17 protein-coding genes and 4 tRNA genes are annotated in these 23022 nt (G+C 60.9%); 17 read left to right on the forward strand and 4 right to left on the reverse strand.

From position 1 onward, the window contains the following. Positions 1-127: 127 nt before the first annotated feature. Both AC3WJW_RS12945 and AC3WJW_RS12950 read right to left on the reverse strand, forming a co-directional pair. Positions 128-1678 (reverse strand): MDR family MFS transporter, encoded by a 1551-nt coding sequence (locus AC3WJW_RS12945; protein ID WP_493726254.1) that lies wholly within the window; start codon positions 1676-1678, stop codon positions 128-130. Then, entirely contained in the window at positions 1668-2756 is a 1089-nt protein-coding gene (locus AC3WJW_RS12950) for an HlyD family secretion protein (protein WP_493726255.1), read from the reverse strand. The genes AC3WJW_RS12945 and AC3WJW_RS12950 overlap by 11 nt, the downstream gene beginning before the upstream one ends. A 230-nt stretch (positions 2757-2986) precedes the next feature. Between AC3WJW_RS12950 and gltX the strand changes: the two genes are divergently transcribed. From gltX to AC3WJW_RS13000, 10 genes are all read left to right on the forward strand, one after another. Next, positions 2987-4468: a glutamate--tRNA ligase gene (gene gltX / locus AC3WJW_RS12955; RefSeq protein WP_413705325.1), complete on the forward strand. Its 1482-nt coding sequence runs from the start codon at positions 2987-2989 to the stop codon at positions 4466-4468. 234 nt (positions 4469-4702) lie between these two features. Then, positions 4703-4778: transfer RNA gene (locus tag AC3WJW_RS12960), tRNA-Ala, on the forward strand. Positions 4779-4857: 79 nt separating this feature from the next. Next, positions 4858-4933 (forward strand) — tRNA-Glu (locus AC3WJW_RS12965). A 53-nt stretch (positions 4934-4986) separates the two neighbouring features. Next, a tRNA-Ala gene (locus tag AC3WJW_RS12970) sits at positions 4987-5062 on the forward strand. 80 nt (positions 5063-5142) lie between these two features. Further along, positions 5143-5218: transfer RNA gene (locus tag AC3WJW_RS12975), tRNA-Glu, on the forward strand. 183 nt (positions 5219-5401) lie between these two features. Then, positions 5402-5941, forward strand: coding sequence for a TetR/AcrR family transcriptional regulator (locus AC3WJW_RS12980; RefSeq protein WP_102701165.1), 540 nt, complete (start codon positions 5402-5404; stop codon positions 5939-5941). Positions 5942-5971: 30 nt separating this feature from the next. After that, positions 5972-6805 (forward strand): alpha/beta fold hydrolase, encoded by an 834-nt coding sequence (locus AC3WJW_RS12985; RefSeq protein ID WP_493726256.1) that lies wholly within the window; start codon positions 5972-5974, stop codon positions 6803-6805. 48 nt (positions 6806-6853) lie between these two features. After that, on the forward strand, positions 6854-7291 hold the full coding sequence (locus AC3WJW_RS12990; RefSeq protein ID WP_104449648.1) for an acyl-CoA thioesterase: 438 nt from the start codon (positions 6854-6856) through the stop codon (positions 7289-7291). Between the two features lie 159 nt (positions 7292-7450). Next, positions 7451-8410, forward strand: coding sequence for a tRNA dihydrouridine synthase (locus AC3WJW_RS12995; protein WP_102701162.1), 960 nt, complete (start codon positions 7451-7453; stop codon positions 8408-8410). Between the two features lie 132 nt (positions 8411-8542). After that, entirely contained in the window at positions 8543-8989 is a 447-nt protein-coding gene (locus tag AC3WJW_RS13000) for an Hsp20 family protein (protein WP_102701161.1), read from the forward strand. A 141-nt stretch (positions 8990-9130) separates the two neighbouring features. Here AC3WJW_RS13000 and AC3WJW_RS13005 read toward each other — a convergent pair whose 3' ends face one another. Both AC3WJW_RS13005 and AC3WJW_RS13010 read right to left on the reverse strand, forming a co-directional pair. Further along, on the reverse strand, positions 9131-12409 hold the full coding sequence (locus AC3WJW_RS13005) for a PAS domain S-box protein (RefSeq protein WP_493726257.1): 3279 nt from the start codon (positions 12407-12409) through the stop codon (positions 9131-9133). A 67-nt stretch (positions 12410-12476) separates the two neighbouring features. Next, on the reverse strand, positions 12477-13367 hold the full coding sequence (locus tag AC3WJW_RS13010) for a LysR family transcriptional regulator (RefSeq protein WP_007975654.1): 891 nt from the start codon (positions 13365-13367) through the stop codon (positions 12477-12479). A gap of 148 nt (positions 13368-13515) precedes the next feature. Between AC3WJW_RS13010 and leuC the strand changes: the two genes are divergently transcribed. The 7 genes from leuC to AC3WJW_RS13045 all read left to right on the forward strand — a co-directional run bounded on the left by leuC (position 13516) and on the right by AC3WJW_RS13045 (position 22881). Beyond that, positions 13516-14934, forward strand: a complete 1419-nt coding sequence (gene leuC, locus AC3WJW_RS13015) for a 3-isopropylmalate dehydratase large subunit (protein WP_493726258.1) — start codon at positions 13516-13518, stop codon at positions 14932-14934. 10 nt (positions 14935-14944) lie between these two features. Further along, complete coding sequence (gene leuD / locus AC3WJW_RS13020) at positions 14945-15589, forward strand: 3-isopropylmalate dehydratase small subunit (protein ID WP_015095895.1); 645 nt, start codon at positions 14945-14947, stop codon at positions 15587-15589. 145 nt (positions 15590-15734) lie between these two features. Further along, complete coding sequence (locus AC3WJW_RS13025) at positions 15735-16502, forward strand: class I SAM-dependent methyltransferase (protein WP_493726259.1); 768 nt, start codon at positions 15735-15737, stop codon at positions 16500-16502. A 51-nt stretch (positions 16503-16553) separates the two neighbouring features. Then, positions 16554-17636 (forward strand): 3-isopropylmalate dehydrogenase, encoded by a 1083-nt coding sequence (leuB, locus tag AC3WJW_RS13030; protein WP_007975659.1) that lies wholly within the window; start codon positions 16554-16556, stop codon positions 17634-17636. 66 nt (positions 17637-17702) lie between these two features. Continuing rightward, positions 17703-18815 carry an aspartate-semialdehyde dehydrogenase gene (asd, locus tag AC3WJW_RS13035; RefSeq protein ID WP_007975660.1) on the forward strand — a complete coding sequence of 371 codons (1113 nt, stop codon included), beginning with the start codon at positions 17703-17705 and terminating at the stop codon, positions 18813-18815. A 240-nt stretch (positions 18816-19055) separates the two neighbouring features. After that, a complete protein-coding gene (locus AC3WJW_RS13040; RefSeq protein WP_493726260.1) occupies positions 19056-20066 on the forward strand; it encodes an aspartate-semialdehyde dehydrogenase in 1011 nt (336 codons plus the stop codon). Positions 20067-20271: 205 nt separating this feature from the next. After that, entirely contained in the window at positions 20272-22881 is a 2610-nt protein-coding gene (locus AC3WJW_RS13045) for a motility hub landmark protein FimV (RefSeq protein WP_493726261.1), read from the forward strand. The last annotated feature ends 141 nt before the right edge of the window (positions 22882-23022 follow it).

Consider the following 23022-nt stretch of genomic DNA (forward strand, 5'->3'; position numbering starts at 1 on the left):
ATACGCGATACTGGAGAGTCTCGTGGGCTCGGAGATGTTTATAAGATACAGCCCACAAGGTTCAAGGTGATCTCTGTGGGAGCGAGCTTGCTCGCGATGAGGCCGGTCAGGGCACTGCAAGTATCAATTAGTGTGCTTCGCCGGCCTTGAGTCCCGCCGGCAATTTCCGGGTCAACAACACCGCCAGCATGCTGATCCCCAGCGCAATCCCGACAAAATGAAACGCATCGTTGTAGGCCATGATCGACGCCTGTTGGTGTGCGATCTCGCTGAGTTTGCCCAATGCCGCCGTTTCACTGCCCAACCGGTCGGTCAGCGAGGCAATGCGCTCGGCCACCTGCGGATTGCTCGGCACGATGGATTCACGCAGGTAATCAAAATAAACCTTGGTCCGCGCATCCAGCAGCGTGGCGAGCAGGGCGATGCCGATGGCCCCGCCAAGGTTGCGCAGGATGTTGAACAGGCTCGATGCCGACCCTGCATCCTGGGGCAGGATGTAGGACGTCGCGATCAGCGAGATGGTGACCATGATCAGCGGCTGGCCCAGGGCGCGGACGAGCTGGATCTGATTGAACTGCGGCCCGGCAAAGTCCGGGTTCAGCACGCCCGACGAGAAGCTCGCCAACCCGAATAGCCCGAAGCCCAATGTGCACAGCCATTTTGGCGAGACGAACTTCATCAGTTTGGGCACCAGCGGGATCAGAAACAGCTGCGGCACCCCCATCCACATGATCACTTCACCGATCTGCAGGGCGTTGTAGTTCTGGATCTGTGCCAGGTACAACGGCAGCAAGTAGATCGAGCCGTACAACCCGACCCCCATGCCGACGCTGGAAATGCTGGACAAACCGAAGTTACGGTTGCCGAGGATGCCGAGGTTGATCAACGGATTGGGTTTGGAAAACTGCACGATGACGAAGGTGATCAGGCTGACCAGGGCGATGCTGCCCAGGGTCACGATCAGGCTGGATTCCAGCCAGTCCTTGCGATGGCCTTCCTCCAGGAATACCTGCAGACAACCGAGCCCGACGCCGAGGGTGAGAATGCCGGCGTAGTCGGTGCTTTTCAGCAATTCCCAGTGCGCTTCTTTCTTCTCCAGGCCGTACATCAGGCCGGCGATCATGATCAGGCCGGGCGGGATGTTGATGTAGAAGATGTATTCCCAGCCCCAGTTCTCCGTCAGCCAGCCGCCGAGGGTCGGACCGATGGAGGGCGCGAACGTGGCGGTCATGGCGAACATGGCCATGCCTTTGGCGCGGTGGTGTTCCGGGAGCTTGATCAGGGTCAGAGTGAACGCCAGCGGAATCAGCGCGCCGCCGGTAAACCCCTGCAGGGCGCGGAACACGATCATGCTCTCCAGGCTCCAGGCCATGGAGCAGAGCAGGGAGGCCGCGAGAAACCCGAGGGACACCCATACCGCCAGGCGTCGCGCCGACAACAACTGCACGAGCCAGGCAGTGAGCGGGATCATGATGATCTCCGCCACCAGGTAGGAGGTGGAAATCCACGAGCCTTCCTCCAGGGTCGCCGACAGCGCGCCCTGGATATCCTTGAGCGAGGAATTGGTGATCTGGATGTCCAGCACCGCCATGAAGGCGCCGAGCATCACGCTCATCACCGCGATCCAGTCCCGCCGGGTCGGTTCGCCGGCCGGGCGGATCAGTTGATCACCGGCCATCGTCAGGGGCGTCTTTGCTGCTCACTTTGGTGGTGACATCTGCAGGGGCATCCTTGATGTTCACCTTGGCGGTCACCGACATGCCCGGACGGATCTTGCCGCGCAATGGATTGTCGGCGGCGAAGGTCAGTTTTACCGGAATCCGTTGCACGACTTTGGTGAAGTTGCCCGTGGCATTGTCCGGCGGCAGCAGGCTGAACTGCGCGCCCGAGGCGGCGAACAGGCTGTCGACACGGGCTTTGATCGGCGTGCCGCTGTAGGCGTCGAAGGTCAGTTCGGCTTCCTGGCCGGGTTGCATGTGGCCGATCTGGGTTTCCTTGAAGTTGGCCTGAATCCAGATGTCCTCGTCCGGCACGATCGACAGCAGGTAAGCGCCGGCCTGCACGTATTGGCCTTCACGGGCGGCACGCTGGCCGATCAGGCCGCTGATGGGCGCGTGGATTTCGCTGCGGGTGAGGTTCAGTTCGGCCTGGGCGAGGTCGGTTTTTGCGTTGGCGATCTGTGCGTCGAGGCGTTTGATCTCGGCGGTCAGCGCGTTGACCTGCTGACGCTGACTTTGTGCGTCGGCCTGGGCCTTGGCCACTTGCGAGCGGGCAATGTGGGATTCGGCGGAGAGGGTGGTCACCCGCTCTTCCGAGACATAACCGGGTTTGCGCAAGGTCTCGGCGCGGGTCAGGTCGATCTGCGAGCGGCCCAGGCTGGCCTGGCTGGACGCGACTTGCGCTTCGCTGGCGGCAATCAGGCTGGCCTGCTGGGTCAGCTTGCTCTGGGCTTGCAGACGTTCGGCCTGACGGGTGGCCAGGGCGGCATTGGCACGGTCGACAGCGAGGCGGAAGTCGTCGCCTTCGAGTTTGATCAGCAACTGGCCTTTCTCGACATGCTGGTTGTCCTGCACCAGCACCTGATCGATGCGTGCGCCCAGCTGGCTCGACACACGGGTGATCTCGCCCTGGACATAAGCGTTGTCGGTGCTCTCATAAAAGCGCCCCTTGAAGAACCAATGGGCAAACAGGCCCCCGGCAATCAACAGGACCATCAGCAGGAATGTAAAGAGGCGACGCTTGAGTTGGGCAGGCATGAGGCAAACTGTAGTCGAGAAATTGTAAGGGAAGTTATCAGCAGGCAAATCTGGCATACAGCCGATAAGTGGTAAATGCCGTCGGCGGATATTCGGCCATTCACCGCGTCATAGGGGCGTTACAGACGCAACCTTGGCTTAAATGCCCTGTTCGCTGGAGCCGGGCGGGTGTCGCCTGTTACCATTCGCGCCTAGTTTGAACTTCGCTTTTTTTCTTTTCGAGACATGCCATGACCACCGTCCGCACTCGCATCGCGCCATCGCCTACCGGGGATCCCCACGTAGGTACCGCCTACATCGCCTTGTTCAACTACTGCTTTGCCAAGCAGCACGGCGGTGAGTTCATCCTGCGGATCGAAGACACCGACCAATTGCGTTCGACCCGTGAGTCCGAGCAGCAGATTTTCGACGCCTTGCGCTGGCTGGGGATCGACTGGAGCGAAGGCCCGGACGTCGGCGGCCCGCACGGTCCGTATCGGCAAAGCGAGCGTGGCGATATTTATCAGAAGTATTGCCAGCAACTGGTCGACATGGGCCATGCCTTCCCGTGCTTCTGCACCGCCGAAGAGCTGGACCAGATGCGCGCCGAGCAGATGGCTCGCGGTGAAACCCCGCGTTACGACGGTCGCGCGCTGCTGCTGTCCAAGGAAGAAGTCGCCCGTCGCCTGGCCGCTGGCGAACCCCATGTGATCCGCATGAAGGTGCCGAGCGAAGGCGTCTGCGTGGTGCCGGACATGCTGCGTGGCGACGTTGAAATCCCGTGGGACCGCATGGACATGCAAGTCCTGATGAAGACTGACGGCCTGCCGACGTACTTCCTGGCCAACGTGGTCGACGATCACCTGATGGGCATCACCCATGTATTGCGCGGCGAAGAGTGGCTGCCATCGGCACCGAAGCTGATCCTGCTTTACGAGTACTTCGGCTGGGAACAACCGGAGCTGTGCTACATGCCGCTGCTGCGTAACCCGGACAAGAGCAAGCTGTCCAAGCGCAAGAACCCGACCTCGGTGACGTTCTACGAGCGCATGGGCTTCATGCCGGAAGCGATGCTCAACTACCTGGGCCGCATGGGCTGGTCGATGCCGGACGAGCGCGAGAAGTTCTCGCTGCAGGAAATGGTCGACAACTTCGATCTGAAGCGCGTGTCCCTCGGCGGGCCGATCTTCGACATCGAAAAACTGTCCTGGCTCAACGGCCAATGGCTGCGTGACCTGCCGGTGGAAGAGTTCGCCGCGCGCGTGCAGAAGTGGGCGTTCAATTCCGATTACATGATGAAGATCGCGCCGCACGTACAGGGCCGGGTCGAAACCTTCAGCCAGGTGGCACCATTGGCCGGGTTCTTCTTTGCCGGTGGCGTGAATCCGGACGCCAAACTGTTCGAATCCAAGAAACTGTCGGGTGATCAGGTCCGTCAGTTGATGCAGTTGATCCTGTGGAAACTCGAAAGCCTGCGTCAGTGGGAGAAGGACAGCATCACCGCGACCATTCAGGCTGTAGTCGAGTCCCTGGAGTTGAAGCTGCGTGATGCCATGCCGCTGATGTTTGCCGCGATCACCGGCCAGGCCAGCTCGGTGTCGGTGCTCGATGCGATGGAAATCCTCGGTCCGGACCTGACCCGCTTCCGTCTGCGCCAGGCCATCGACCTGCTGGGCGGTGTGTCGAAGAAAGAAAACAAAGAGTGGGAAAAGCTCTTGGGCGCCATCGCCTAACTGCTCCTGATCCCCTGTAGGAGCTGCCGCAGGCTGCGATCTTTTAAAAGCTAACGTCAAAAGATCGCAGCCTTCGGCAGCTCCTACAGTGTAAACCTCCCGAATTTCCGGGGGGAGGGCGGTAAGTGGTTGTTATGCCGACAAAAAATTTTGAAAAATTTCAAAAATAAGTTTGACAGGCTTTCGATACGCCCTTAAGATTCGCCCCGTCCTCAGCGATGACATCAACGATGAGGGGCTATAGCTCAGCTGGGAGAGCGCTTGCATGGCATGCAAGAGGTCGACGGTTCGATCCCGTCTAGCTCCACCAATTTACACTTCAAGGCCTGGCCACACCGGCCTTGAAGCGATCAACACTCAGCGTTGATCAGTTGTATGGAAGGGTTTGCGTCCCCTTCGTCTAGTGGCCTAGGACACCGCCCTTTCACGGCGGTAACAGGGGTTCGAGTCCCCTAGGGGACGCCAGTTTTACAGAAGCGATGTTGCAAGATGTCGCTCCGCCGCGAGGCGAAAAATCCGGGGCTATAGCTCAGCTGGGAGAGCGCCTGCATGGCATGCAGGAGGTCAGCGGTTCGATCCCGCTTAGCTCCACCAATTTTACAGTTCAAGGTCTGGCCACACCGGCCTTGAATCGATCAGCTCTCAGCACTGATCAGTTGTATAGAAGGGTTTGTGTCCCCTTCGTCTAGTGGCCTAGGACACCGCCCTTTCACGGCGGTAACAGGGGTTCGAGTCCCCTAGGGGACGCCACGATTACCCGCTCTGCGGGATTTATAAGGGTCATTCAATTATTGAATGGCCCTTTTGTTTGTCTGGCGTTTGGCCAAATTCCTCCATTTCCAAAAAAATGTTCTTCAGACCAGCGGTCACGCCCATGACTTGCTAAAATTTATTATGAGAATAATATTTCAATCGTAATATTCGGAGGCAACGATGAACGATAAAAAAGCTCAAACCCGCGAACGCATCCTCAAGGCTGCCAGCGCAGCGCTGATTCAGCGCGGCCCGGCCGAGCCCAGTGTGGGCGAAGTGATGGGGGCGGCGGGCCTGACGGTCGGTGGCTTCTATGCACACTTCGAAAGCAAGGACGCCATGATGCTCGAGGCGTTCAAGCAATTGCTTGGTCATCGCCGCGACCTGATTGCCGACATGGACGCGGAGTTGACCGGTGAAGAGCGCCGCGCGCTGGTGGCAGCGTTCTATCTGTCGCGCAAGCACCGTGACTCCTCCGAATCGGCCTGTCCGATCCCTGCATCGGTCGGCGAACTGGGGCGGCTGCCGGAAGCGTTTCGTGTCGCCCTGAATGAGCATGTGGAATTGATGGTCGCGCAGTTGGCGGCCAGTCCTGAAGAAACCGAAAAAGCCCTGGCCGATATGGCCCTGATGGTGGGTGGGCTGGCTCTGGCGCGGGCGCTGGGGCCGGGAGAGTTGTCCGATCGATTACTGCGCGCCGCCAAATCGGCAGTGCGTTGACCCTGAAGGCTGCGGCCTGAGGAGAATGCGATGAGCGCGTTAAAGTGGGTTCGTGGCGTTAATGGCACCTTGGGCTGGTTTGCCCCGAAACTGGTCGCTAGCAAGATGCGATTGGCCTTCATGACTCCGCGGGATCTGCCGCCCCGTGACTGGGAACTGCCGCTGTTGGCGCGATCCGAGCGCATAACCCTGCGGTTTGGCCTTTCGGCGCTGCGCTGGGGGCAGGGGCCGGCCGTGCTGCTGATGCACGGCTGGGAAGGTCGGCCGACGCAGTTTGCCAGCCTCATCACCGCGCTGGTCGATGCCGGTTACTCGGTCGTCGCCCTGGATGGTCCGGCCCACGGCCGCTCTCCGGGCAGGGAGGCGAATGTGGTGCTGTTTGCTCGCGCCATGCTTGAAGCCGCTTCCGAACTGCCCCCGCTGCAAGCGGTCATCGGCCACTCCATGGGCGGCGCCAGTGCCATGCTCGCGGTCCAGTTGGGTTTGCGCACGGAAACCCTGGTGAGCATTGCCGCCCCGGCGCGGATTCTCGGCGTGCTGCGTGGTTTCGCCCGTTGTGTGGGGCTGCCGCCGAAGGCTCGCTCGGCGTTCATTCGTCAGGTGGAGAATGATGTCGGCATGCGCGCCGCGATGCTGGATGTCGCGCATTATCAACTCGATATGCCAGGCCTGATCGTTCACGCCGAAGATGATGACTTCGTCCCGGTCAGCGAGTCGGAATTGATCCACGAAGCGTGGTTCGACAGTCGCTTGCTGCGCTTGAAGGAGGGTGGTCATCAGCGTGTATTGGCCGACCCCCGAGTGATTGATGGCGTGTTATCACTGCTGGCCGGTCGCAGTCTGCAATCACGCCAATCCGCTTGAGCTTCCGTTACACTGCCCCGGTCGAAATCATCTGACCGGGAGTGGGGCATGGGCTGGGATCGGGAAACGCCATTTATCATTGATCTGCAAGTGGACGCCGAGGACATTGACGGGCTGGGACACGCGAACAACGCGGTCTACGTGACCTGGCTCGAGCGCTGCGCCTGGCGCCACTCCCAGCGTCTTGGCCTGGATCTGGTCGAATACCGGCGCCTGGACCGGGCGATGGCGGTGGTGCGCCACGAGATCGATTACCTGGCAGCGGCCTACGAAGGCGATGAGCTGCAATTGGCGACCTGGATCGTCGATTGGGATCAGCGCTTGAAAATGACCCGGCACTTCCAGCTGATTCGCCCCAGCGACAATGCAACGTTGCTGCGCGCGCAAACCACGTTCGTCTGCATCGAGCTGTCCACCGGCAAACCCAAGCGCATGCCGACGGAGTTCATCGAAGGCTATGGCCCGGCGTTGCTCACCCCAGCCTGACACAATCCCCTGTGTAGGCGCTGCCGAAGGCTGCGATCTTTTGATCTTGATTTTTTAAGATCAAAAGATCGCAGCCTGCGGCAGCTCCTACAGAGCGTTTACCTTTTCATTGCTGAAACCCAGTAAACTGCCGCACGTTTTTCCTCGAGTGTGTTTTTCATGCAAATTGCTTTGGCGCCCATGGAGGGGTTGGTCGACGACATCCTGCGCGATGTGCTGACCCGCGTGGGTGGTATTGACTGGTGCGTGACCGAGTTCATTCGGGTCAACGACCAGTTGCTGACGCCTGCCTATTTCCACAAGTTCGGCCCGGAGCTGCTCAACGGTGCCCGGACGGCCTCCGGCGTGCCGTTGCGTGTGCAACTGCTCGGTTCCGATCCGGTGTGCCTGGCGGAAAATGCCGCGCTGGCATGCGAGCTGGGTTCCGAAGTGATTGACCTGAACTTTGGCTGCCCGGCCAAGACCGTCAACAAATCCCGTGGTGGCGCGGTCCTGCTCAAGGAGCCCGAGCTGCTCAACCAGATCGTCGAACACGTCCGTCGTGCCGTCCCCGCGCACATTCCGGTCACCGCCAAGATGCGCCTGGGCTTCGACAGCCCGGACGGTTCGCTGGTGTGTGCCACGGCCCTGGCCGAAGGCGGTGCGGAGCATATCGTGGTGCACGCGCGGACCAAGGTCGATGGCTACAAGCCGCCGGCGCACTGGGAGTGGATTCCGCGGGTACAGGACGTGGTCAAGGTGCCGGTGTTCGCCAATGGTGATATCTGGAGCGTCGAAGACTGGCGTCGTTGCCGCGAGATCAGTGGCGTGGAAGACATCATGCTCGGTCGCGGCCTGGTTTCGCGCCCCGATCTGGCGAAGCAGATCGCCGCGGCCCGGGCCGGTGAGGAGGTCGTGGAGATGACCTGGAACGAGCTGCTGCCGCTGATCCAGGACTTCTGGCTGCAAGCCAAGGCGCAGATGACGCCACGCCAATCGCCGGGTCGCCTGAAGCAATGGCTGGCGATGCTGACCCGCAATTATCCCGAGGCGGTAGAGCTGTTCACCGTCCTGCGTCGTGAGACCGAACTGGATAACGTCTCGCGGTTGTTGGGGCTGCCGGTGGCTGAAGCCGCCTGAAGCTCTTTTAAAAAAAAGCAGAAAATAAGCTCTTGAAATGCAATCAGCGGTCCCTATCTAAGGGTTACGCGATGCCGAATCCGGGTCGCGGAGACAAAAAACCTTGCTGATTGTTTTCAGGAGATTTGAACCATGAGTACTGCATTTTCCCTGGCACCACTGTTCCGTTCCTCGGTAGGTTTCGACCGTTTCAACGACCTGTTCGAAACCGCCCTGCGCAATGAGCCAGGCAGCACCTACCCGCCCTACAACGTGGAAAAACACGGTGACGATCAATACCGCATCGTCGTAGCCGCCGCCGGTTTCCAGGAAGATGACCTGGAGCTGCAAGTCGAGAAGGGTGTGCTGACCATCAGTGGCGGCAAACGTGACGCCAACGAAGGCGTGACTTTCCTGCACCAGGGCATTGCCCAGCGTGCGTTCAAGCTGTCCTTCCGTCTGGCGGACCACATCGAGATCAAGGCTGCCGGCCTGAGCAACGGTCTGTTGAGCATCGACCTGCTGCGGGTGATTCCGGAAGAGGCGAAAGCCAAGCGCATCCCGATCAACGGGGTGCAAAAACCGGCTCTGCAACACTGAGTCAGGGCAGTAAGAAGGGCGCCATTGGCGCCCTTTTTTGTGCCTGTACCATTTGTAGGAGCTGCCGCAGGCTGCGATCTTTTGATCTTGATTTTTAAGAGCAAAAGATCGCAGCCTTCGGCAGCTCCTACAGGGTTTGCGTTATTTCAGGAGTTTTTGGAATTCTTCCACCGGTAGCGGCGGGCTGTGCAAGTACCCTTGGTAGAAGTGACATTCCAGCCCCTGCAGGAACTCAAGCTGCTCCGCTGTTTCCACCCCTTCGGCAATCACTTTCAAATCCAGGCTGCGAGCCATGGCGACGATGGCGCGGATGATCTCGGCGTCGTTCGGGTCGCTGGTGGCGTCGCGGATGAACGACTGGTCGATTTTCAGGGTGTCGACCGGCAGGCGCTTGAGGTAGGTCAGTGAGGAATAGCCGGTGCCGAAGTCATCCATGGCGAAGCTCACGCCGAGTTTTTTCAGGCGGCGCATTTTGCTGATGGTGTCTTCCAGGTTCTGGATCACGATGCCTTCGGTGATTTCCAGCTTCAGCAACGTGCAGGGCAGCCCGCAGGTGGCGAGGCTGTTTTCAACGCGTTCAACGAAATCGTTCTGGCGGAACTGACGCGGGCTGATGTTCACGCACAGGCTGAATTTGTACGGGTTCACCAGGCCTCGGTCGATCAATTGCTTGAAGGCCTGGCAGGCTTCGTCGAGGATCCAGGTGCCGACCTCCAGGATCAGTCCGCTGTCTTCCAGCACCTTGATGAACTCGGTGGGTGACTGCGCGCCGAGTTCCGGGTGATTCCAGCGCACCAGGGCCTCGGCGCCGACGATGCGGTCGCCCCGAGCGTCGACCTGGGGTTGGTAATGCACGCGAAACTCGCCCCGGGACAGGGCCAGGCGCAAGTCGGTTTCCATGCGCAGGCGTTCGCTCGCGGCCTTCTGCATGGTGTTGTGGTACATCTGCGCGGTATTGCGCCCCGAGTCCTTGGCGCGATAGAGCGCGATGTCGGCGCGCTTGAGCAGGTCGGTCGGGGTCGAGCCGTGATCGGGGATCAGCGCAATGCCGATGCTGGGCGTGACTTGCAGGCGCTGGCCGTCGAGGAACATCGGTTCGGACAGCAGCTCGCGGATGGTGTCGGCCAGTTCGCGAACCTGATCGCTGACCTCGTTGCGCGAGCCTTCCAGGCCGCTGAGCAGCACCACGAATTCGTCGCCACCCAGGCGCGCAACGGTGTCCTCCATGCGCACGCTGGCCTCCAGGCGCGCGGTGATGATTTTCAGCACGGTATCGCCCACCGGGTGCCCGAGGGAGTCGTTGATGTGCTTGAAGTGGTCGAGGTCGAGGAACATCAGCGCGCCGCGCAGGTTATGCCGTTTGAGCAGGGCGATCTGCTGGCTCAGGCGGTCCATCAGCAAGGCACGGTTGGGCAGGTTGGTCAGTGGGTCGTGGTAGGCCAGGTGGCGAATCTGCGCTTCGGCGTTTTTCAGCAGGCTCACGTCCCGCGCGGTCAACAGCAGGCAGGCGGTTTCGTTGAGGGTGATCGGCTCCACCGAGACTTCGACGGTGAGCAGTTCGCCGCGCTTGTTGCGCCCGAGCATTTCCTGGTGATGAACCCGGCCCTTGATCTGCAATTCGGCCAGCAGCGCCGAGCGTTGTTTCTCTTCCGCCCAGATCCCGACCTGATACACCGTGCGGCCCACCACTTCCTCGGCACGGTAGCCGGTCAGGCGGCAGAAACCGTCGTTGACCTCCAGATAGCGGCCGGTGTCGCGCTCGGTGATGGTGATGGCGTCGGGGCTGGAGTGGAAGGCCTTGGCAAATTTCTCTTCACTGGCCTTGAGCGCCGCTTCCGAGCGTTGTTGCTGGGTGATGTCGCGCAGCGTGGTGACGATGCAGGGCTGGTCGCCGACGCTGATCTGGCGGCTGGAAATCACGCAGGTCAGGACCTGTCCGTCCTTGTGCTGGACCAGAATGGCAACGTTGTTCAGGCCTTGTTCGCGGATCACTTGTTCGATCCGTCGCAGGCTTTTCGCCGAGGCGTCCCACAGGCCGATTTCGTCGGCGCTGCGGCCGATCACATCGGCGGTGCTCCAGCCGAAGGTCTGGGTGAAGCTGGAGTTGATTTCGATGAACTGGCCGCTGTCCTGGTGGGTGACGCAGATCGGATCGGGGCTGACCTGGAACAGCGTAGCGAATTTTTCTTCGGAGGCCACCAGCCGTTGTTCACGCTCCACCTGGTCGGTGATGTCGAGCAAGGTGCCGGCCATGCGCACCGGCACGCCGTTGTCATCGCGGTAGAGGCGGGCGCGGCTTTCCAGGTAGCGTGAGCTGCCGTCGGGCAATTGCACGCGGTAGGTCAATTGATAGTTGCCGGCCGGGCCTTCACGCAGGCTGCGGTAGGCGTCGCGCATGGTATCGCGCTCTTCGCCGGGCACGCCTTCGAAAAACTCGTCGAAGGATTCGTGGAAAGGTTTGGCTTCCAGGCCGTGCAGTTGGGCGGCCCGGGCCGATCCGTAGAGCATGCCGCTGGGAATGTGCCAGTCCCAGGTGCCGAGTTGCGCCGAATCCAGGGCCAGGTCGAGGCGTTCCTGGCTGTCCTTGAGGGCATGTTCGGCGACTTTGCGTTCGGTGGTGTCGAGGAAGGTGCTCAGCAGATAGGGCTGGCCTTCGAGCTCGACTTTTTGCGCACTGAGGATGCCGTCATGGATCTGGCCGTTGCTGGCGCGGAACTGCACTTCCATGCTGACCACATCGCCCTTGGCTTTAGTGGCCTTGACCAGATCGGCCCGTTGCTCGGGGTGCACCCACAGCCCCAGTTCCAGGGTGGTGCGGCCGATCGCGTTTTGCACCGGCCAACCGAACAGGCTTTCGAAATACTGGTTGGCTTCGGTAATCAGGCCGTCTTCCTGACGGGTCAGCAGAACCATGTTCGGGCACAGGTGAAACAGGGTGGCGAAGCGTTTTTCCGAGCTGCTCAACGCCTGCTCGCGCTGGCGCTGGTGAGTGATCTCGCGGATCACGCCAATCATCCGCGGCCGGCCATGCTTGTCCGGTAACAGGCTGCCGCTGATTTCCAGCCAGTGCAGGCTGCCGTCGGGCCAGCGGATGCGGTGGTGCATGGCCTGCTCCAGTGGCGCACCGCCAATGACCGCGTGAAAGGCACGAACAGTTTTGGCGCGATCCTCTGGCGGCAGCAGGTCGAGGTATTCCAGGTCATGGGGCAGCGGCTGCCGTGGATCGAAGCCGAACAGCGCTTGCGTACCCCGGGACCAACTGATCTGCCCGCGCTCGATGTCCCAATACCAGGCGCCCAGGCGCGCTCCGTTGAGCGCTGCCAGCAACTGCGAGGCGCTTTCCCAGCTCTGTTCGGAGCTTTTCGGATCAATTGCCTGGATACGCGGCATCGGTGGAATACGGTCTACAGATTTCGGCATTGGCAAGCCTTGGGCTGGTGTTGGGCGTTTGTTGCAGGTATTCGCGGCTCTATAGGAGTAGCACAACTTAGCCTTGAGTCCCTGGCAGATCGAGTTGAGCGTCCAGCAAGGCCATGAAGGCCCGCGCAGCATTCGACAGCGTCCTTTCCGTGTGCAGGATATAGCCTAGCTGGCGAGTGAGCTGTATGCCCGGCAAAGGTATGCGCGCCACCTGGTCATCGAGCATGGTGCGCGGCAAGACACTCCAGGCCAGGCCGATCGAGACCATCATCTTGATGGTTTCCAGGTAGTTGGTACTCATGGCGATGTTGGGCGTCAGGCCCTGGGCTTCGAACAGCCGTTGCACGATGTGGTGGGTAAAGGTGTTGCCGCCGGGGAATACCGCCGGGTGTCGGGCGATGTCCGCCAGGCTGACCTTGCCGTTGTTGAGCAGTGAATGCTCCGGGGCGACCACGAAATCCAGCGGGTCGTCCCACACAGGCGTCGCCTTGACCAGTGTGTGGGGCTCCGGTGCGAGGGTGATGACCGCCAGTTCGGCGCGGCCATGGAGAATTTCCTCGTAGGCCACTTCCGAATCGAGGAACTGAATATCCAGCGCCACTTGCGGGTAGCGTCGGGTGAATTCCCTTAATAAAGGCGGCAAGCGGTGCAGGCCGATGTGGTGACTGGTGGCCAGGGTCAGACGGCCGGTCACTTCGCCGGTGAGGTTGGTCAGGGCGCGGCGCGTATCATCCAGCACATTGAGAATCTGATAGGCCCGCGGCAGCAGGGCGCGCCCGGCCTCGGTCAGGCCCACTTCACGGCCCAGGCGATCGAACAGCCGCACCTTCAATTGCTGCTCCAGTCCGGCGATGCGCTTGCTGATGGCCGGCTGGGTCAGGTGCAGCCGTTCACCTGCACCGGAGAAACTTCCGGTCTCGGCAATGGCAATAAAAGCATTGAGGTTGGCCAGGTCCATGTTCGCATTCCAGTTGGTTATCCAAAGCATAAAAAATATGAATTTGAGTTATTTAATGTAACCCCATAGGATCGACCTCACAAGCCAAGGGGTTATTGAGTCATTCAAAATCCGGGGCATAGAAACAAGCTGATGAGGAAACCGTCTGATGGCCGGCAAAACGCTCTACGACAAGCTCTGGGATTCGCATTTGGTCAAGCAGCGCGACGATGGTTCTGCGCTGATCTACATCGACCGTCACATCATCCACGAAGTGACTTCGCCGCAAGCCTTTGAAGGCCTGCGTCTGGCCGGGCGCAAGCCATGGCGCATCGATGCCAATATCGCGACCCCGGACCACAACGTACCGACCACCCCGGAGCGCAAGGGCGGCATCGATGCCATCGTTGACCAGGTCTCGCGCCTGCAAGTCCAGACCCTCGATGACAACTGCGATGAATACGGCATTGTCGAATTCAAGATGAACGACGTTCGCCAGGGCATCGTCCACGTCATCGGTCCGGAGCAGGGCGCCACCTTGCCGGGCATGACCGTGGTCTGCGGCGACTCTCACACCTCGACCCACGGCGCATTCGGCGCATTGGCGCACGGTATCGGCACCTCCGAGGTCGAGCATGTGCTCGCCACCCAGTGCCTGGTCGCCAAGAAAATGAAAAATATGCTGGTGCGCGTCGAAGGCCAATTGCCGTTCGGCGTGACCGCCAAGGACATCGTACTCGCCGTGATCGGCAAGATCGGCACCGCCGGCGGTAACGGCCACGCCATCGAATTTGCCGGCAGTGCGATTCGCGACCTGTCCGTGGAAGGCCGCATGACCATCTGCAACATGGCCATCGAAGCCGGCGCCCGCGTAGGCCTGGTGGCTGCAGACGAAAAGACTGTGGAATATGTCAAAGGTCGTCCGTTCGCTCCGAAAGGCGCGGAGTGGGACCTGGCCGTCGAAGCCTGGAAAGACCTGGTGTCTGACACCGACGCGAGATTCGACACCGTGGTCGAGCTCGACGCAACGCAAATCAAGCCGCAAGTCAGCTGGGGCACTTCGCCGGAAATGGTCCTGGCGGTCGACCAGAACGTGCCGGATCCTGCGAAGGAAATGGACCTGGTCAAGCGTGATTCCATCGTCCGCGCATTGAAATACATGGGCTTGACCGCCAACCAGGCGATCACCGACATCCAGCTCGACCGCGTGTTCATCGGTTCCTGCACCAACTCGCGGATCGAAGACCTGCGCGCCGCCGCGGTGATCGCCAAGGGCCGCAAAGTGGCCTCGACCATCAAGCAGGCCATCGTCGTTCCGGGCTCGGGCCTAGTGAAGGCGCAGGCCGAATCGGAAGGCCTGGACAAGATTTTCCTCGAAGCCGGTTTCGAATGGCGTGAGCCGGGTTGCTCGATGTGCCTGGCGATGAACCCGGACCGTTTGGAAAGTGGCGAGCATTGCGCCTCGACCTCCAACCGTAACTTCGAAGGCCGTCAGGGCGCCGGTGGCCGTACCCACCTCGTCAGCCCGGCCATGGCCGCGGCCGCCGCTGTGAACGGTCGTTTCGTCGACGTCCGTGAATTGATTTAAGGAGCGCAGCATGAAAGCTTTTACCCAGCACACTGGACTTGTCGCGCCTTTGGATCGTGCCAACGTCGACACCGACCAGATCATCCCGAAGCAGTTCTTGAAGTCGATCAAGCGCACCGGTTTTGGCCCGAACCTGTTCGATGAATGGCGCTACCTGGATGTGGGGCAGCCGTACCAGGACAACTCCAAGCGTCCGCTGAACAAGGACTTCGTCCTCAATGCCGAGCGTTACCAGGGCGCCAGCGTGTTGCTGGCCCGTGAGAACTTCGGTTGCGGCTCCAGTCGTGAACACGCGCCGTGGGCGCTGGAAGAGTACGGTTTCCGCAGCATCATCGCGCCCAGCTATGCCGACATCTTCTTCAACAACAGCTTCAAGAACGGCTTGCTGCCAATCATCTTGAGCGATGCCGAAGTCGACGAGCTGTTCCAGCAGGTCGAGGCCAATCCTGGCTACCAGTTGCAGGTCGATCTGCAAGCCCAGACCGTGACCCGCCCTGACGGCAAGGTGTTGAGCTTTGAAATCGATGCGTTCCGCAAACACTGCCTGCTCAACGGCCTGGACGATATCGGCCTGACCTTGCAGGACGGCGATGCGATTGCAGCGTTTGAAGCCAAGCACCGTGCGAGCCAGCCGTGGTTGTTTCGCGACGCTTGATTTTGCGTAAGGCGTAATGACGCCATCGCGAGCAAGCTCGCTCCCACATTGGATTTGCGGCGTAAACAAAACCTGTGGGAGCGAGCTTGCTCGCGATGAGGCCAGAACAGACACCCCAAGACTCACCCCCAAAAAGGAAGTCCCCATGACCAGCACCGCCCAGCACAGCCAGGTAGTCCAAAAGCAATTCGGTGAACAGGCCTCGGCCTACCTGAGCAGCGCCGTCCACGCTCAAGGCACCGAATTCGCTCTGCTACAGGCTGAACTGGCGGGGCAGGGCGATTCTCGGGTCCTGGACCTGGGTTGCGGCGCCGGTCACGTGAGTTTCCACGTGGCGCCGCTAGTCAAGGAAGTCGTGGCCTACGACCTGTCGCAACAGATGCTCGATGTGGTGACGGCTGCCGCTGCCGAGCGCGGTTTGAGCAACGTGACCACGGTCCTCGGTGCCGCCGAGCGCCTGCCGTTCGCCGATGGCGAATTCGATTTCGTCTTCAGCCGCTATTCGGCGCACCATTGGAGCGATCTGGGCGTGGCCCTGCGGGAAGTGCGGCGGGTGTTGAAGCCGGGTGGCGTGGCGGCATTTGTCGACGTGTTGTCACCGGGCAGTCCGTTGTTCGACACTTACCTGCAAAGCGTCGAAGTGCTGCGCGACACCAGCCATGTGCGCGATTATTCCGCCGGTGAGTGGCTGCGCCAGGTCAGTGAGGCAGGGTTGCACACCCGCAGTACCACTCGTCAGCGCTTGCGCCTGGAGTACAACAGCTGGGTCGAGCGCATGCGCACCCCTGAAGTGATGCGCGCGGCGATCCGCCAGCTGCAGCAGTCCATGGGCAACGAAGTGCGCGAATATTTTGAGATTGAGGCCGATGGTTCGTTCAGTACCGATGTGCTGGTATTGATGGCCGAGCGATAGAATTTTTCCGGGAGCGCCCAAGGGTGCACCGACTGATGACATGAGGAAAGCATGAGCAAGCAGATTCTGATTCTCCCAGGTGACGGTATTGGCCCGGAAATCATGGCCGAAGCGGTCAAGGTGCTGGAGCTGGCCAGTGACAAGTTCTCTCTGGGCTTCGAGCTGAGCCACGATGTGATCGGTGGCGCGGCCATCGACAAGCACGGCGTGCCTTTGGCCGATGAAACCCTGGAACGTGCCCGCGCGGCCGATGCCGTGTTGCTGGGTGCGGTTGGCGGCCCGAAATGGGACACCATCGAGCGTGACATCCGCCCTGAGCGCGGCCTGTTGAAAATCCGCGCGCAACTGGGTCTGTTCGGTAACCTGCGTCCGGCGATCCTGTACCCGCAACTGGCCGAGGCTTCCAGCCTGAAGCCGGAAATCGTTTCCGGGCTGGACATCCTGATCGTTCGCGAACTGACCGGCGGCATCTACTTCGGTGCACCGCGTGGCACCCGTACCCTGGAAAACGGCGAGCGTCAGTCCTACGACACTCTGCCGTACAGCGAAAGCGAAATCCGCCGCATCGCCCGTGTCGGCTTCGACATGGCCATGGTCCGCGGCAAGAAGCTGTGCTCGGTGGATAAGGCCAACGTACTGGCGTCCAGCCAGTTGTGGCGTGAAGTGGTCGAGCAAGTGGCCAAGGATTATCCTGAAGTCGAACTGAGCCACATGTACGTCGACAACGCCGCCATGCAACTGGTGCGGGCACCGAAGCAGTTCGACGTGATCGTCACCGACAACATGTTCGGCGACATCCTGTCCGACCAGGCGTCGATGCTCACCGGTTCCATCGGCATGCTGCCGTCGGCGTCCCTGGACACCAACAACAAGGGCATGTACGAGCCGTGCCACGGTTCGGCGCCGGACATCGCGGGCAAGGGCATCGCCAACCCGCTGGCGACCATTTTGTCGGTGTCGATGATGCTGCGTTACAGCTTCAATCAGCAGGCTGCCGCCGACGCCATCGAGAAAGCCGTGAGCCTGGTGCTCGATCAGGGCTTGCGCACGGGCGACATCTGGTCGGCCGGTTGCACTAAAGTCGGTACGCAGGAAATGGGTGACGCAGTAGTCGCCGCGCTGCGGAATCTGTAATCTCTCGGGCCCGCTGCCAAATTCAAGACAAGGCAGCGGCCCACATTTCAAGAAGGTGTAGTTGCGATGAAACGTGTAGGTCTGATCGGTTGGCGCGGTATGGTCGGTTCCGTGCTCATGCAGCGGATGCTGGAAGAGCAGGATTTCGATCTTATCGAGCCGGTGTTTTTCACCACTTCCAATGTCGGTGGCCAAGGCCCGTCCGTGGGCAAGGACATTGCTCCGCTCAAGGACGCTTACAGCATTGAAGAGCTGAAAACCCTCGACGTGATTCTGACCTGCCAGGGTGGCGACTACACCAGCGAAGTCTTCCCCAAGCTGCGCGAGGCCGGCTGGCAGGGTTACTGGATCGACGCCGCTTCCAGCCTGCGCATGCAGGATGACGCGGTGATCGTGCTGGACCCGGTGAACCGCAAGGTCATCGACCAGCAGCTCGATGCTGGCACCAAGAACTACATCGGCGGCAACTGCACCGTCAGCCTGATGCTGATGGGCCTCGGTGGCCTGTTCGAAGCGGGCCTGGTGGAGTGGATGAGCGCCATGACCTATCAGGCGGCCTCCGGTGCCGGCGCGCAGAACATGCGTGAGCTGATCAAGCAGATGGGCGCGACCCACGCCGCTGTCGCCGATCAACTGGCCGATCCGGCCAGCGCGATCCTCGACATCGACCGTCGTGTGGCCGAAGCCATGCGCAGCGACGCGTACCCGACCGAAAACTTCGGCGTACCGCTGGCCGGCAGCCTGATCCCGTGGATCGACAAGGAACTGCCGAATGGCCAGAGCCGTGAAGAGTGGAAGGCCCAGGCCGAGACCAACAAGATCCTCGGTCGCTTCAAGAGCCCGATCCCGGTCGATGGCATCTGCGTGCGCATTGGCGCCATGCGCTGCCACAGCCAGGCGCTGACCATCAAGCTGAACAAAGACGTGCCGATCGCCGATATCGAAGGGTTGATCAGCCAGCACAACCCTTGGGTCAAGCTGGTGCCGAACAGCCGTGAGACCAGCATTCAGGAGCTGAGCCCGAACAAGGTCACCGGCACCCTGAACATCCCGGTTGGCCGTCTGCGCAAGCTGAACATGGGCTCGCAGTTCGTTGGCGCGTTCACCGTCGGCGACCAGCTGCTGTGGGGCGCGGCCGAACCGCTGCGTCGCATGCTGCGGATCCTGCTCGAGCGTTGATCGACTGACGCAATGAAAGAACCCGCGCCTTGGAAGAGGTGCGGGTTTTTTTATGAGCAAAATGTTGTCAGGCCCGACGCCTTCGCGAGCAGGCTCGCTCCCACAGGGAAATGCGATCAACTGTGGGAGCGAGCCTGCTCGCGAAGGGGCCATCACAGGCACCACAGGGCCCGGCAGAATTGCCTGCATGCCAGTCACCCGGTAAAGTGCCGCTCCCCCCGTTTCGCCAGAGGTAAAACCATGAACCAGTCCATTGATATTGCCGTGATCGGCGCCACCGGTACTGTCGGCGAAACACTCGTGCAGATTCTCGAAGAGCGCGATTTCCCGATCGGCACCCTTCACCTGTTGGCCAGCAGCGAGTCGGCCGGCAGTTCCGTACCCTTTCGCGGCAAGAACGTGCGGGTGCGGGAAGTCGATGAGTTCGATTTCAGCAAGGTGCAGTTGGCCTTTTTTGCCGCCGGCCCGGCTGTTTCCTTGAGTTTTGCTTCCCGTGCGACCGATGCCGGTTGCTCGGTGATCGATCTGTCCGGTGCCTTGCCGGCGGACAAGGCGCCGCAGGTCGTGCCTGAGGCCAACGCTCAGGTGCTGGCGGGCTTGAAAAAGCCGTTTCTGGTCAGCGCTCCAAGTCCGTCGGCTACCACGCTGGCGGTGGTGCTCGCGCCGCTGATGGAGGTGCTCGATTTGCAGCGCGTCAGCCTGACCGCCAGCCTGGCGGTATCGGCCCAGGGCCGCGAAGCCGTGAGTGAGCTCGCCCGGCAAACCGCCGAACTGCTGAATGTACGGCCGCTGGAACCGAAATTCTTTGACCGGCAGATGGCCTTCAACCTGTTGGCCCAGGTTGGCAAGCCGGATGAACAAGGTCATACGCTGCTGGAAAAACGCCTGGTGCGTGAACTGCGTCAGGTCATGGCGCTGCCTGCATTGAAGATTTCCGTCACTTGCATTCAAGCCCCGGTGTTTTTTGGCGATAGCTATAGCGTGACCCTGCAGTGCGCAAACGACATTGATCTGGCCAAGGTCAATGCTGCGTTGGAAGACGCGCCCGGTATCGAGCTGGTCGAGGCGGGCGATTACCCGACGCCGGTAGGTGACGCGGTAGGGCAGGATGTGGTCTACGTGGGGCGGGTTCGCCACGGTATCGACGACCTGTCGGAACTTAATTTGTGGCTGACGTCAGATAACGTACGCAAGGGCGCCGCGCTCAACGCTGTGCAGCTGGCTGAGTTGTTGATTAAAGACCTGCTGTAAAAGATACTTTGCAACAATTTGTCCAATGATTCCGCGCAAGCCTATGCTTGCCGGAGTGCTGAAGGCGAGCCACTCTGCGGGGCTTTCCGGGGCATCAATCAAATGATCGCGCGCGACGACCTTCGTCGTTGCACGCAATGCCTTACGGCGGCGGCTATCAATATCTTCTCGCTGGCCGAGGAATGTTCAAACTAAGGATGAGCTAATGGTTCAAGTTCGCAAACTGGTGTTAGCAATAGCGGCCGCCTCGGCGCTGTCCTCCGGTATGGCGCATGCCCTCGGGCTCGGGGAACTGACCCTGAAATCGACGCTCAACCAGCCGCTGGTGGCGGAAATCGAGCTGCTCGATGTCAAGGACCTCACCGCTGCCGAATTGGTGCCGAGCCTGGCTTCGCCGGAAGATTTCGCCAAGGCCGGTGTCGACCGCCAGGCGTTTCTGAACGACTTGACCTTCACCCCGGTGCTTAACGCCAACGGCAAAAGCATCCTGCGCGTGACCTCCAGCAAGCCGCTCTCCGAGCCGATGGTGAAATTCCTGGTTCAGGTGATGTGGCCGAACGGCCGTTTGCTGCGCGACTACAGTGTGCTGCTCGATCCATCGAAATTCTCGTCGCAAACCGCCGAGGCGGCTGCGCAGCCCGCACCGACTTCAACCGTCGCTGCGCCGGTCACCGGTGCGACCAAGCCATCGCAATACACCACCACACCGCGCGATACCCTGTGGGAAATCGCCGCGAAGGCGCGTAATGGCGGTTCGATCCAGCAAACCATGCTGGCCATTCAGGCGCTGAACCCGGACGCCTTCATTGACGGCAACATCAACCGCCTGAAAACCGGCCAGGTGCTGCGTCTGCCGGATCAGGCGCAGAGCACGAACCTGCCGCAACCCAAGGCCATCGCCGAAGTGGCCGCGCAGAACAAGGCCTGGCGTCAAGGGCGCCGTTATGTCGCCAAGCCCGGGGCAGGGCAGCAGCAACTGGACGCCACCAATCGCGGTCGCACCGATGTTGCTCCGACTCAAGCGGCCGGCGACAAGCTGAGCCTGGTGTCTGCCGAGTCCGGAAAAAATCGTGGCAAAGGGCCTGCCGGCGATGCCGTAGCCCTCAGCAACAAGCTGGCGGTGACCCAGGAAAGCCTCGACTCCAGTCGTCGTGATAACGCCGAACTGAAAAGCCGCATGGCCGACCTGCAAAGCCAGGTGGACAAGCTGCAGCGCCTGATCGAGCTGAAGAACAATCAACTGGCCAAGTTGCAGGCCGAGGGCGCGACTGGCGCACCAGGCACCGCAACGGCTCCGGCAATGTCGGCCGAGCTGGCGCCCAATCCGGCTGCACCTGCTCCGGCAGACACTGCGCCAGTGGCCACGGCGCCCGAGGCAGCTGTGGCACCGGTCGGGCAACCTGTCGAGGCGACGCCGGCCGCATCCGACGATCAGAAATTCAACGAGTTGCTGAGCAATCCGGTGCTGCTGGGCCTGGTGGGTGGCGGTGCTGTCGTTCTGCTGCTCTTGCTGCTGTTGCTGGCGCGCCGCCGCAAAGCCCAGCAAGCAGCCGAGAAGCATCAGCGCATGGCGCGTGCACTGGCCGAAGAACAGCCGTTCTCGGCCGATCTCGACCTGCCGGAAAGCAGCTTCGAAGGCCTGGAAGTGCCGTCGCCAAGCGTGAAGCTGGCGACTGCACCGACGCCAGCTCCTGCGCCCGCGCCGGTCATTGCCCCGGTCGTGATGACCACACCGATCGCCGCGCCATTGGTGTCGCCGGCTGCCGAGCGTTCCGACGATGTACTGGGCCAGGCTCAGTCGCACATCGATGCCGGTCGTCTGAACCAGGCTGCCGCGTTACTGGAGGACGGCGTCAAGCGAGAGCCTCAACGCAGCGATTTGCGCTTGAAGCTGATGGAAGTCTACGGCCAGCAAGGCGATCGCGATGCGTTCGTCGGCCAGGAGCGCAAGCTGGTGGCCAATGGCGACAACTTCGCCCAGGTCGAAAAGCTCAAAAGCCGCTTCCCGGCCATGGCACTGGTGGCTGCCGGTGGCATCGCCGCAGCCGCCGTTGCTGCCGAGCTGGACGCGCAGTACGTCAAGGACCTGTTGCTCGATGAACCGCAAGCACCCGCGCCGGAACCGACGCCGTTCGAGGATGACCTCGACAGCGCCTTCGACCTGAGCCTGGATGATATGGACACGATTCAGCCTGTGGCACCGGCACCTGTACCGGAGCCTGAAGTGGAGGCTTTGGCGGATCTGGATGAATTCCCGCTGGATGACGATCTGAGCTTTGAGTCGGTGTTGCAGCAACAGACCGAAATCAAGGAAAACCTCGACGACCTGTCGGACTTCGACCTTGACCTGGATCTCGGTGCGCAACCGTCACCGGCGATGCTGGCTGAAGACGATTTCCTGCTGGATCTGGATGAAGGCGTGAAGGATTTTCCAGTCGCCGAAACGCCGGCTGTTCCTGAGGTTGCGCTGGATGATCTGGATTTGCCTGCCGATTTCGACCTGTCGCTGGCCGAAGAAATGAGCACGCCGGATGCGTTCGCCGCAGAGCTGGATGATGTCAACGCCGAGCTGGAAAGCCTGTCCAACAGCATCGGTGAGCCGACCTTTACCGAAGCCGATGCCGCACTGGATGGCGATGACGACTTCGACTTCCTTTCGGGTACCGATGAAGCCGCTACCAAGCTCGATCTGGCCCAGGCCTATATCGACATGGGAGACAGCGACGGTGCCCGCGACATCCTCAATGAGGTCGTGAGCGAGGGCAGTGACGAGCAGAAGAGCGAAGCCAGGGAGATGCTTTCGCGTCTGGCTTGAGTGATCGGTACGTTGTAAACAGAACGGCAGCCTGGTGAGGCTGCCGTTTTTGTTTGGGCGATGAATTGATGTCGTCTGTTGTGGCCTCTTCGCGGGCAAGCCCGCTCCCACAGGTACAGTGTGATCCTGTGGGAGCGGGCT

The organism is Pseudomonas sp. GW821-FHT07G06 (assembly GCF_058986625.1).